Here is a 13,847-nt window from a genome sequence, read left to right as displayed (position 1 = left end):
TATTTTTACATCTTTTAAAAAGATTCTATAAAGAAACTAGTTTCTAACACATGGTCCCGAAGTTTCGGGATTTCTTAATGCAAGTGAAACGTCTTTTTTAAGATTTAAAAACTATGTTTCTATGTGTTTAAAATTCACCCAATTAATTTAATTTAGATGTTTGTTTTAATTCCTTTTCAAAACATCTAATTTTTGAATTACTACATTATTTATTTCGATTTTTTCTTTAGAAGAAACTGAAAGTGATGTAAATGGTTTTTCTAAGAAAAAGATTTCCGTCATTACTTTTTCGCCGTTATTGTAAAATATCTCAATTGAGGTTTTATCCAAAATAATTTTGAAAGTGGCTCCTTTTTGATTTCCATTTAAAAAAGCTTTACTGATTGTAGCCGCAAATTTATCCGAGAAATCATTTTTTCCAGCTTTTGAACGATCAACAAATAGATAATTGTTTTTATTGTTTAAACCGAATTTTAAAGATTCTCCATCAGAATTGGAAAGCTCAAAAGTGTAATTTTCAGGTTTTAAATTTTTCAACTCTAAATTTACAATGGCTTGCGATAAATCTGCTTTTCCATCTTCGAATAAAGTATAATTCTCTTTTCCTTTTAAAGCTTTTGTTCTGATAGTTTCCGTAATATAATAATCTAGTTCTCTAACTGGGTTACTTATTAAATTGTAATAATTTCCCTTTTTTACCAACTTTAGTTCTCGTGCAACTGTGGTGCTGCTTCGCCAAGCTGTTGTTGGAACTTGTTGCGCATATTCCCAATTAGACATCCATCCGATAAACAATCGTCGACCGTCTGTACTTGGAACATTATTCCAGGTTACTCCAGCATAATTGTCTTTTCCATAATCTGCCCAAACTGCTTTTTCTTCATTCACTCTTTTAGCGAAATTCGGATCAAGTTTAAACATTTTTCCATCAAAATCACCTACGAAATATTGTACTCCCGAACCTCCGTTTGGTCCACCAGGATTTAAGTTTTGAATTAAAACCCATTTCGTTTCTTTAGTTCCTTCCACTTTGATTGGAAAGAAATCCGGACATTCCCAAACACCGCCGTGTGCTCCTATCTCTTTTCCAAATTCAGATAAAAATTCCCAGTTTTTTAGATTCGATGATTTGTAAAACTGCGCTCGGTCCTGCGCTGCCAAAACCATAATCCACTGTTTGTGTGTTTCATCCCAAGTTACTTTTGGATCACGAAAATCACGAATACCAGGGTTTTTCACGACAGGATTTCCTTCCTCAAATTTCTGCCATGTAAAACCGTTATCGTTAGAATAAGCAATATCTTGCTGCTCCACATCTATTTTGCCCTCTTTTTCTTTTGTCATATCGTGCAAAGTATAAATCGCGATAATTGGTGCATTGTTACCAATTTTTAAACCCGAAGTATTATTTACATCGACAACAGCACTTCCAGAAAAAATATATTTGTCTTTATCCGGATAAATAGCAATTGGCTGTTCTTCCCATTTCACCAAATCTCTACTCGTTGCATGTCCCCAATGCATTGGTCCCCACACGCTTTTATCTGGATAATATTGATAAAACAAATGATAATATCCGTTGGCATAAAACATTCCGTTTGGATCATTCATCCAGCCTTTTTTTGGTGTAAAATGAAAATTAGGACGGTACATTTTTTCTTCAATTGCATTCGATGGCAAAACCTTAGTCTGCGCCGATGCTGAAAATGGTTTGCAGCCAGCAATTGATAATACTAAAGCACTATAAAGAGCGAGCGGCAGCTGTTTCGTTGATTTCATTTTTTTTGATATTTTTTTTAGTTAATGTTTCACTCAATACTTCCAGAGCAATTCCTTTGGTTTCTGGCATTAGAAAAATTACGAATAATAATTGCAATACCATCATCAAAGTAAAAATCAAGAATACCACTTCTGGACCAATTTCTGAAAATAACATTGGAATTAATGACGGAATTATCGCTGCTAAAACCCAATGTACAGAACTTCCAAATGCTTGTCCTGATGCACGAATGTGATTTGGGAAAATTTCTGAAATGAAAACCCAAATTACAGCTCCTTGGCCAATGGCATGAGAAGCAATAAACAAGAAAAGGAAAATAGGAACCGCTAATCCTCCCCAATTGTAATAAAAAGCAGCCGATACCAAACCTAGCGAAATAATATATCCAACAGAACCAATGTACATTAACAACTTTCTTCCTAATTTGTCAATTAATGTTACTCCGATTAAGGTGAAAATAAGATTTGTAACTCCAATTCCGATACTGCTTAATAAGGCTGTATTTTGTCCTAAACCTGCTTCTTCAAAAATTCTTGGTGCGTAATAAAGGAACGCATTAATTCCTGAAAATTGGTTAAAAAAGGCAATTAAAAAGGCTAAGATTAAAGGAAAACGGTATTTTTTCATGAAGATATTTTCATGCTTTACCACGCCATTTTCACGAGAGTCATCCATAAGATCATCGATGTTTGAAGAAGGATCAATTTTATATAAAACTTTACGGGCTTCTTCATCTCGGTTTTTAGACAACAACCATCTTGGACTTTCTGGAATGCTAAGAATAAAAAGTATATATATAAAAGACGGAATTGCCTGAACACCAATCATCCATCTCCAAGCGTTATCTCCAATATCTTTTAAAAAGAAGTTAGAAATAAACGCCATTAAAATTCCTAATACAATATTAAACTGATACAAAGCCACTAACCTTCCGCGCTTATCTGCAGGAGCAATTTCTGAAACATAAGCTGGCGCAGCAATTGTGGAAGCTCCAACTCCTAAGCCTCCAATAAAACGGAAAGCGGCAAACACAAAAGGATCATTTGCAAAAGCGGCTCCTATTGCTGAAACAAAATATAAAATACCAATCCAGAATAAGGTTTTTTTACGTCCTATCTTATTAGTGGGAATTCCGCCAAAAATGGCACCAACAACTGTTCCCCATAATGCCATCGCCATAACGACTGAACCATGAAAAGCATCTGAGGAATGCCAAAGAAGCTGTAATTGTTTATCAGCTCCAGAAATAACTACGGTATCAAAACCGAAAAGAAAACCTGCCAGTGCAGCAGTAATAGACCAAATCAATATCTTATTCATTGTACATGTATTAAAACTTGTTGCTAAGATATCTGCAAAAAAAACAACTTATTTTTAATGATGTTACAATTTATTTCTATAAATATTGATGGATTACCATTTTAATCTCAAAACCCTTATTCACAAGCCTTTACGAACATCAAAAAATATTTACGAAAACCTTGTAGTTTCGATTCTGTTACATAAAGTTCAAAATTGATACCTAAAATGTAACCATTTCGTAGTCTTCTTAATTCAATGTTTTGTATTCTTTTGGTGAAACTCCAAATTTATTCTTAAAAGCTGTCGAAAAATAGTTCGGAGTTGAGAATCCGAGTGAGTACGCAATCTCTGAAATATTCATATCATTTGACTTCAAAAGTTCTGCTGCCTTTTCTAATTTGACATTATTAATATGGTCACTAATATTGATCCCGATAATTGCCTTTACTTTTCTATACAATTGTACTCTAGAAACACCTAATTTGTCTGCCAATTCTTCAACAGAAAACTTTGGATTTTCAACATTACTCATAATGATATTATTCATTTTGGTAATAAAAGTCTGCTCTTGGTTTCCAAATTTGGATTCTGGTTCTATACGATAAATATTGTTGGTGTAATAATAGCGTAGTTTTTCACGATTAAAAAGTAAACTTAAGATAGATTGCTTTAAAATCGAAAGGCTGAACGGTTTGGTTAGATATTGATCTACACCGCTTTGCAACCCTTTTAAAACAGATTCTTTGTTGCTTTGAGCTGTTAGAATAATAATAGGAATATGTGAAGAACGAAGGTCTTTTTTCAACTCTTTAGTAATTTCGTAACCGTCTTTATCTACCAGATTGATATCACAGATAATAATATCTGGAATAATTTCTAGCGCTTTCTCTACAGCATCACTTCCATCAGAAATATTGACAATGTATTCGTTAGATAATTTTGCTTTTAAAAATGCAACTAAATCAATATTATCTTCTATAATTAAAAGCGAATGTTTTTCTGAATCTGAAATTGAATTTAAATCTTTTAATTCCGTTTCTAAATCTAAGTTATCTGTAATCAAGCTTGGAATAGTGCTTTGATTTTCTACTTTTTGAACAATTTCTGAGGGCTGTAAATGTTCCTTGCCTTTCCATAAAGTAATTACAAATTCACTTCCTTGTTTTGATTTTAGTTCGATACTTCCTTTATGCAAAAGCACAAATTCTTTGGATAAATGCAAACCAATTCCTGAACTGTTTTTATTGTTGTTTGAAGCTCTAAAAAACGGATTAAAAACATTCGATTGTTCCTCTTCAGGAATTCCGATTCCAGAATCTTTGAAATGAATTTTTACCGAATTGTCTGAAGATTCCACTATTGAAATTGTAATTTTACCATTATCCGGCGTAAATTTAAAAGCATTAGACAGCAGATTGAAATACACTTTATCCATCAATCCGTTATCCATAAAAAGTTCAAGATTCTTATTCTTGCTGATTAATTGAAAATCGATATTTCTACGTATCGCTTCACCTCTAAAATTAGCCATGACTTCGTTGGTAAAATCGTAGATTTTAATATTAGAAGCTCTTAAAGTAAATTTCTGTTCTTCAATTTTTCTAAAATCTAACAACTGATTAATTAATCTGAGTAAACGGTTCGAGTTTTTATGAATTAATTTAACTTCATCAATCAAGGCAGTTCCTTTTATTTTATCATTTTCAATCAAAGATTCCACATAACTCATAATCAAAGTTATAGGAGTTTTAAATTCATGTGAAAGCCCTGTAAAAAAACTCAGTTTTGCTTCATTGCTTTTGGATGCAATTGCTGCCATTTCCTGAATTTCACTGTTTTGATCAATCACAGTTTGATTGATTCTTTCTAATTGTTTTTTCTTTCTAGAAATAGAAATGGTAGAATAAATACTGTAAACTGTTAAGCTTAAAATAATGACCAGAAAGAAACTCAGCAAACGAACCAAATTATTCTGAGAAGCATATTCTTTTTCCTGCACTTTTATAGCACCTTGCTGCGATTCGATTACCAATTGCTGCTGGTCTACTTTATCCATTTGATTTTCGATAATCTCAGCATTATTTTTATCTATTACAATGGTATTCAGAATGTTATTTTTAGAAACCGATTCTTTATTATAAATTTTTAAGGCTAATTTTAATGCTTCATTTCCTCCTGTTGGATACAAAATAGTTCCATCGAGAACACCGCTTTTAACCAATTCGATTCCGCCATTAACACTATTTAAAGCATCAACACCTATAAACTTTATTTTGTTTTCTAAACCAAGTGTTTTTGCTGTTTCCCAAGCACTTAGAGCCATTCTATCATTGTGTGCAAAAACATATTCTATATCAGGATTTTGCTGTAGAACTGCTTTCATGGGTGCTTTTACAGATTCTTTTTCCCAATCTCCTTGAATGGTTTTAACAATAGTAAAACGCTTATTTTCATTGATAATTTGACTAAAACCTAGCGTTCTTTCGTAAGCTGGAGAAGATCCCGCAGCACCAGTAATTTCTACAATCTTTCCAGAACCTTTACTATGCGAAATAATATAACGCGCACCAATTCGGCCGATTTCTATATTATCTGCACCTAGATAGGCGGTATAATTTTCACCTTCAATTTTTCGGTCTACGACTAAAACCGGAATTCCCGCTTTTATCGATTTTTCTACAACCGCCGTTAAAGGTTTTGATTGAATGGGAGATACAATAATAACATCAACTTTGTTAGAAATAAAACGCTCTATGTCTTCTATTTGCCTGTTGACATTATTATGAGCGTCTTTAATTGTCAAATCGACTTCTGGTCTTAAGGAAGCTTCAATTTTAATAGAGCTGTTCATTTGTTTTCGCCAGTCGTCAGTGGTCATGGCTTGCGAAAAACCAACTTTAATTTTGTTTCCCTGATTTTGTTTACAAGAAATTAAACTTAATGATACTGCAAGAAACAGTACAATATATTTTATAAATTGATACATGGAGTAATGAGGTTTGGTCAATAGTATAAGTTATGAAAATAGCCTTCTGAACCAACAGTTTGTCTATATAATTAGGAAGGGATTATATTGGGTTTGACAAACAAGAAGGATATTATAAAAAGTAAAATTAAACTTTTATTTCATTCACAGAGAAGTGAACTTAAATTAAATTTAAAATTAAAAAACATTCTATTGCTGAAAAATGATGTTTTATTAACGCAACAATGTTTCGTTAATTGTAATTTTTAAGTTAAATTGCCTGAAATTTAAATATTAGCAAAAATGAATAGACGTAGATTTCTTAAGGGCTCAACTTTATTAAGCGGACTGGCAGTAATGAGCCCTACAGTCATTTTTTCAAATGATTTGGAATCCATTTCAAAGAAGGCAAAAAAAACCAAAAATATAATCTTTCTTATCAGCGATGGTATGAGTACCGGAACATTGCAAATGGCCAACTTATACTCTCAAAATATATTGAACAAAAATGGCAATTGGATGAATTTGTACGCTCAAAATAAAGTTTCAAGAGCGCTTATGGATACGGCATCGGCAAGTTCTGCTGTTACAGATTCTGCCGCAGCAAGTTCATCTTTTGGAGGCGGATATCGTGTTAGAAACGGTGTTTTAAATGTTGGTCCTAATGGAGAAAAATATCTTCCGATTTGGCAGAAATTTAAAAATGCAGGAAAAAAAGCGGGCTGTGTTACAACTGTTACCATTACACATGCAACTCCTGCGGGATTCTGTGTTAATTCGGACAGTAGAAATGCAGAAAGTGAAATTGCAGAAATGTATGCTCAATTAGGATTGGATGTTTTGATGGGTGGTGGAGATGAATTTTTCAATCCCACAAAAAGAAAAGATAAAAAAGATGTTTATAAAATCTATCACGAAAAAGGATATCAGATTCTAAAGGATAAATCGGGACTTGAAAACTTAAAAAAAGATACTAAAACTCTTGGTATATTTTCTACTGGAGCTTTACCCTATTCTATTGACAGAGCTAATATTGCAGAATTACAGCAAACTCCAACTCTTGCCGAAATGAGCAAAGCCGCGATCAATCAGATGAAAGATCATAAAGATGGTTTTGTTCTTTTAATTGAAGGCGGAAAAGTAGATTGGGCCGCGCACGCTAATGATATTGCCGCTTTAATTCACGATCAGCTGGCATTTGATGAAGCAGTAAAAACAGCGATTGATTTTGCAGAAAATGACAAAGAAACTCTAGTTATTATTACAACAGATCACGGAAATGCAAATCCGGGACTTATATATGGTTCAGAAGCGACACAAAAATTTAATAGCATTGCAGATTACAAATACACAAATGAATATATTTTAAACTCGATTCACAGTAATTTCAATCTGCAACAGATTAAAGATTGGATTTATCAAACCAACAAAATAAGTTTGAGCGATCAAGAAGCGCAGCATTTATTAGATTTTTATTCTGGTTTAGAAAAATTGGAAGATGGTTTGTATAATTATAAAAAACTACCTTTTAAAGCCTATTCTGAAATACAGAAAAAACACAATAATGTTGGATGGATCAGCATGGATCATTCTGGAGATTATGTGGAATTGGCCGCTTTTGGTCCTGGAAGCGAACTTTTAAAGCCGTTTGTAAAAAATACAGATATGCATTATTTAATGCTTGAAGCTGCAATGGCAGTTTAAATTTTCATTTAAAAAAAAGCGTTTAAAAAATTAATTTTAAACGCTTTTTCTTCTATAGATTTTCAGATTAAATTATTGTATTATTTTCATCAGGATTAAAACTTCCGTCATCTGGATATTTGATACTGTTCTTTAGTTCTTCTACACGTTTCGGATCAAATTTAGGAAGCTGTAATTCATTGTTTTCTTTCCATTTTTTAACTGTTTCTGAAACCTCAGCAGCTTTTTCGCTTGACGGAGGAATATTTCTTGCCACATAAAGTGTCTGAGATGGATAAGCTAAAGAGGTTCCGCTTTTTTCTATGATATCCATCATCCTTAAAAGAAGATCTTCTTGAACTTCTTGAGAAACCTCAAAACTTGAAGCTTCTATATAAGCCGTAATTTCTACTTTTAAAGCATCATTTGTAATTCCTGTAAAACGGACAATAGGAGTTAAATTTAGTATAGAAGGATGTGCATACAATAGCGATCTAAGTTCTACCAAAAGATAACGCATCTGATCTGGAGTGGTTTCCATTCTAAAATTAAAAATTGGATTAAAGATAAAACGATCACGATGGGCAAAATTTTCTATTTTACTCGCAGACAATTGTCCATTTGGGATGGTTACGATAGTACGTGCCGAAGTACGAAGCATCGTAGAACGCATTCCGATAGATTCCACAGTTCCTTTTATATCATCAACTCGGCAATAATCTCCCACTCGCAATGGCTGGTCTGCAATAAGACTTACACTTCCAACAAAATTTTCTATTGTTTTTTGTGCTCCCAATGCTAATGCGATACCTCCGATTCCAAGTGCTGCAAGTCCAGCCGTAACATCTACTCCAATAATTCCGAGTATAGCAATAATTCCAATAAAAACGATAGCGACTTTTGTTGTACGACTCAAAAACAATATTGCAGAAACCGCCGAAATACGTCCGCGTCTGTTCATTCTGCTGCGCGTAAACATACTAACAAAATCGGTCATTCGCCAAAGCAGAATTAAAAATGCGACAATACTAATAGTAATGATGATAATGCTAAAACGCTGGCGCACTACGATTGAAATACCCATTCGCTGCGTAAATGCTACAAATAAAAGAACCGTCAGATACATTTGAACGGGTAATGAAAATGCTTCTATTACTGCTTCTCCTTTTTCGGTTGCCGCTTTCTTCCATATTTTTTGGATCAGAAAAGCAAGTACAAAAATGAGTAATCTTGATAGTAAATAAGATGCCACAGTCATAATTACCACTACCAGCCAATGTCCTATTGGAACATTCCCTAATTTTTTTTGTATTAGAACATTGGGCAGTACTCGATCTAGAAATGTTTTTTCTCCTTTAATATCGGCATCCATAATTGATTCTACTGTTTCAGAAGAAAAAAGCCATAAAGCGGGCTGGCTATCATCAGACTGATTTTCTACATAAAGCTGAATAGCGGCTTTATTAGTAGAAATATTTCCAACATGATCAACTCCCGTTCCCAGATCATCATCTGTTCGTCCAGTTTCTTTATTGCTAATGATAGAAGATGGCGATAAATTGCCACCTTGATCTAATAACTGCTGAAAGGTTTTTACGATTCGAACTCTTTCGGCATTCTTACGGTACGAACGTTTACTTAATACTAAATACTGACTAGCTCTAAGGTAGTTTTGATCTCCAATTGCCTTAATAAATCCGTTGACAGTTCCTTGAGGCGTTCTTCTTCCTAGAGAATCTTCTGGAGTTTTGGCGGGTTCTTCTGCTGGAGTTTTTGCTGAACCTAATAATTGGGCTTTTGCTGTATTTGAATTCATTATTAAAATCAGCAACAGCAATAAAAAAGATGAAAAACGTTTAATACCTAAAATCATGGTTTTGTTTATTTTAGTAATTAAACTACTAAAAATAAGAAATCTAATAGAGAAATAAAATCTTTCAAAAACAAAAAGAGCTATTATTCTTTTAATTGTCATAACTGATCATTTTTGAATTCTATTAAATTAATAAAATAGCAACAGAATTTAGTTTTCATCTAATTTACTTTTTAAAGCTTCGGAGAAGCTAAATATTTATAGTGTAGAATAATATTTGCTCAATATAAAGCTCCAGCGGAGTGAAATACACACTTTGTTAAACTCCATATTTCACTCCGCTGGAGCTCTTTTGTGCTTGATCATAGAATTTCTATAAATATTCCGCCCCGTTGGGGCTTCTTGAAAATAGATATTATTTTAAATTAGAAGCCCGTCATTACCTAAGTAAATAACGGGCTTCATAAACAGATGGGGGCTGTTTTTAAATTTGATTTACTTCAGTAATGAAAGTATTTTTGTAAAGACTTCATTATTCTCGTAAACACCTTGAAAATCTTGCGAATGTGGTCCGTAAGAAAAAACAGGAACCATGGTTGCCGTATGATCATTGGTAATAAAATCGCCTTCTATTTTATGCTTTTTCACATTTCCCTGCGGAATTGCAAATCCAGAAGTTTCATGGTCTGCGGTAACGATTACTAAAGTTCCTTCATTTTTATCTGCAAACATAAGCGCTTGAGTGATCGCGGTATCAAAATCAATAGTTTCAGCGACTATTCCGCCAACGTTGTTAACATGTCCAAAACTATCAATCTGTGCGCCTTCGACCATTAAGAAAAAAGGCTTTTTCTTTTTACTTAAAAATTCAAGACTGTATTTTGTAGCATCTGCTAATACTTCTCCTCTTCCTTCCAAAACAGACGGCACTCTTCCTTCAGAAATAAAAACACCAGCTGTATCGCTGCTTACTGTTTCTAGCTCTTTAACTGAATTTAATAATTTAAATTTAGAACTTTGTGCAGAATTTTTAAAAGTAGAACCACCACCTCCAACAAATAGATTCAATTTGCTTTTCAATAAATCCTTTGCAATTATTTCTGTATTAGATCTTTCTTCAGTGTGTGCATAAAAAGCGGCTGGAGTTGCACCTGTCACCTCATCTGTTGTAATAATGCCAGTAGCGTACTTTCTTTTTTGCAAGACTTCCATAATATTGGCAATTGGTTGTCGCAAAGTATCGGTTCCAATTGCTCTATTGTTTGTTTTCTGACCTGTTGCCAAAGCCGTACCTGCAGCTGCAGAATCGGTTGTAAAATCGTCAGCAGATTGTGTTTTTATAAAACCTATACTTTTTAATTGTGTTAGAGATAAAGCTCCATTGTTAGCCAAAACTGCAGAAGATATTTGCGATAAACCATTTCCATCTCCAATTAAAAGAATAACATTTTTAACAGGAACCTCTTTCTGATCTGTTTTATAAGTAGGTTTATAGACTTTAGAAGAATTACTCGCCGTTATTAATCTTTTTGGCAAAGCTTGAATATATTGCACGCAATTATAAGGAGAATCTGTATTGATGATGTCTACTCCTAATTCTAAAAATGCTTTCCACGCACTTTTTGTATCTGGAGCTCCCCAAAAACGAAACGGTTTATTCGTTTCTTTTGCTTTAGAAATAACAGCGCTTACTTTATTGTAATCTTCATGAGTTAATCTTCCTAATCCGTTCCAAACAGAATATTTTTTAAAATCTGCACTAACCATTGCTACTTTAGACCAATTTTCTTTTGAGATTGATTTACCTAATTCTTGAAAATCAAAAGAGATAAAATCTGGATATTTTACGTAGGTTTCTGGATCAGGTCTATTTCCTGATACAATAATTTTAATATCCTTGTTTTTTGTAATGGATTCGTATTTACTTAAAACAGCAACCAATTTAGTAAGAGTTGATACTGCTTCGGTTTTAATATCAATCAATAAAAACAATTGGTGTTCTTTTTTGAAGTTCATTTTTAAAGCCGTTTCTAAAGGCTTTAAATACAAATCTTCTAGAGTTCTTGAAGCTGAAATGCTATGAGGATCATGAGAAACGTATAAATTATTATCTTTTAGAAAAATATCTGCTTCAATAGAATTCGCGCCATTTGCGTAAGCATTCCAAAAAGGAATAGTTTGATTGTAATCGTTATGAGAATGTATTTTAACCTGTTCTTGAGAAAATAAGCGTGTAACTGCGCCAAATAAGGACAGGAACAGACTAATGAACAAAACTGATGTTTTCATTTTGAAATAAATTAATGACTATTTGGGTACTAAAAAGCAGTAGGTTTGGGGGCAAAAAAGGGTGAATGACTTAAAAACAATCATTTTTTCTGATGGGCAATCAGACTAGAAATGAAATACTTTTTAAGCGAACTTGAGTTTTTGAAGAAAAAAAATTAAAAAACAGGGGGTTTTACAAGCTCTAAAACCTCCCTGTTTTTAACTAAGCATAAGAAAACTGCTTAAGCAATAGCAGTTTTCAAACTAACACAATAAAACAACTTACTAATATCCTTTATTCTGAACTAAATATCCTGGTGTGTTAGATGCTCCATCAATTGCAACTTGAGGAATTGGGAACAATCTTTTGTTAACATCAGTATCTGATTTTTCAGTCCATTTATCTTCGAAATGGCTAAAACGAATTTGAGTATTTCTTCTTAAACCTTCCCAGTAAAACTCAAAACCATATTCTCTATACAAAATATTTAAATTGATTGCTGGAAGCGCCGCTGGAATTGGAGCACGAGCTGTTCTCGAAGTTCTAACTGTATTCATATCTGCCAATGCTCCTGCAGTATCTCCTTTTCTTAATTTAGCTTCGGCACGCATCATGAAAATTTCAGCATATCGCAACAAAACCATATCTACACTACTATAGTAATTTCCGTCAGGAGAAGTGTGGCTAAATTGGTATTTAGAAACTCTGTAGCCAGAATAGTGCATACTTCCTTCTTTTGTAAAATCAACTTTAAGCGTCAAGTTAACGTAACCAACATTTTTATCAGGACCATTTCCTTTGATTTGTTTTACTGGATAAATTCTATATCCTGTATCACATTTGTAAAATGCTCCATTTGCATCTTTTCTTGCGGCCCATGGAATACCTCTCATAATTCCTCTGTCAATTTCAAACTCTTCTGCTTTTACACAGTAGTAGTGATTCTCATCATTCAATGGTGAAAGTCCAGTAAGATCTTTCAAATTATCTGGTACTTTTGCATTGTTTTTATAGAATCTTGAATCGGCATTAGCAGGATCTACAGATCCGTAAGCATCAACCCAAGTCTGATAAAAATCTGAAGTAATTGCTGGACCATCTGTTCCATCTGCGTTAATAGATTCAGGTCTTGGAAACATTGATCCAGGAATTGACCAATACGCCCAACGATTGTTTTCATCTTTTAAGACTCCACGCTGATCTAAAGCAAAAATTACTTCTTTATTAGAATTGTTATTATCATCAAACAAATCAAAATACTCAGGAGATAAAGTGAATTTTCCAGAGTTAATAATGTTATCTGTGTATTTGATTACTTTATCCAAATCTGCAGTTGTAAATGAAGGCGTTCCGTAAGGATCACGGTATACAGCAGCATTCATATTTAATCTTGCTAAAAGTCCCCAAACGGCAGCTTGTGTCATTCTACCTGGTCCTTTATCTTTATTGATTACATCAGCAACAGACAAAAGTTCGTTTTCGATATAAGTAACAGCATCTTGACCTCTAAGGATTTCAGAAGTTGCAGCCGATGCTTCTTTTTTGAATACAAGTCCCCAGCTGTCTAATGTCATCATGTTCAAATAAGCTCTAAGGGCTTTCATTTCGTAAAGCGCTCCTTGTGCTTCTGTGTTTCCAGCTTCTGCAAGCGGCGTTAAAACCTCAATAGCAGATAATGTTCTTGAGATATTTTTAGTCAATTCGTTCCAAGTACTTGTAACCAAATCATTCGTTGGGGTAGTCGTGTGTGCGTGTACTGCTAAATATTTACCTCCATCATACCAATCTGTTCCTCCACGGTAAGGTAAAATACCTTCGTCACTTGCAATTAATTGTAATCCAAAATTATTAGTATGTATCCAAGTCGATTTTAATTGTCCATACGCTGGAGCAATTGCTCCGCTGATTGCGTCTGCTTGCCCGCCTCCGTTTAAGGATTCGTCCAGCACTTTTTCTTCTAAGTCTGTACAGCTCCAGTTCAAGAACAAACCTAATCCAAGAGCGGCTATTATTATTTTATTTTTCATGTTATGTT

7 protein-coding genes are annotated in these 13,847 nt (G+C 33.6%); 1 reads left to right on the top strand and 6 read right to left on the bottom strand.

The features are described from left to right. Window positions 1-165: 165 nt before the first annotated feature. The 3 genes from LL966_RS03700 to LL966_RS03690 form a co-directional block, all read right to left on the bottom strand. Window positions 166-1,779 (bottom strand): glycoside hydrolase family 32 protein, encoded by a 1,614-nt coding sequence (locus tag LL966_RS03700; RefSeq protein WP_229350309.1) that lies wholly within the window; start codon window positions 1,777-1,779, stop codon window positions 166-168. Further along, a complete protein-coding gene (locus LL966_RS03695) occupies window positions 1,742-3,100 on the bottom strand; it encodes a sugar porter family MFS transporter (protein WP_229350307.1) in 1,359 nt (452 codons plus the stop codon). Before LL966_RS03695 ends, LL966_RS03700 begins: the two co-directional genes overlap by 38 nt. A gap of 229 nt (window positions 3,101-3,329) precedes the next feature. Next, entirely contained in the window at window positions 3,330-6,068 is a 2,739-nt protein-coding gene (locus LL966_RS03690; RefSeq protein WP_229350305.1) for a substrate-binding domain-containing protein, read from the bottom strand. Window positions 6,069-6,350: 282 nt separating this feature from the next. On the opposite strand from LL966_RS03690, the gene LL966_RS03685 reads away from it, so the two are divergent. Continuing rightward, complete coding sequence (locus tag LL966_RS03685) at window positions 6,351-7,751, top strand: alkaline phosphatase (protein ID WP_229350303.1); 1,401 nt, start codon at window positions 6,351-6,353, stop codon at window positions 7,749-7,751. A gap of 67 nt (window positions 7,752-7,818) precedes the next feature. On the opposite strand, the gene LL966_RS03680 is transcribed toward LL966_RS03685, so the two are convergent. From LL966_RS03680 to LL966_RS03670, 3 genes are all read right to left on the bottom strand, one after another. Beyond that, a complete protein-coding gene (locus tag LL966_RS03680) occupies window positions 7,819-9,603 on the bottom strand; it encodes a mechanosensitive ion channel family protein (protein WP_229350301.1) in 1,785 nt (594 codons plus the stop codon). A gap of 435 nt (window positions 9,604-10,038) precedes the next feature. After that, window positions 10,039-11,832 (bottom strand): alkaline phosphatase, encoded by a 1,794-nt coding sequence (locus LL966_RS03675; protein WP_229350299.1) that lies wholly within the window; start codon window positions 11,830-11,832, stop codon window positions 10,039-10,041. Between the two features lie 264 nt (window positions 11,833-12,096). Then, entirely contained in the window at window positions 12,097-13,839 is a 1,743-nt protein-coding gene (locus LL966_RS03670) for a RagB/SusD family nutrient uptake outer membrane protein (RefSeq protein ID WP_229350297.1), read from the bottom strand. Between the last annotated feature and the right edge of the window lie 8 nt (window positions 13,840-13,847).

The organism is Flavobacterium chungbukense (assembly GCF_020805785.1).
GTDB classification, from domain to species: Bacteria; Bacteroidota; Bacteroidia; order Flavobacteriales; family Flavobacteriaceae; genus Flavobacterium; species Flavobacterium chungbukense.
The sequence above is the reverse complement of the archived record's forward strand: the minus strand, read 5'-3'. Positions and strand labels throughout refer to the sequence as shown.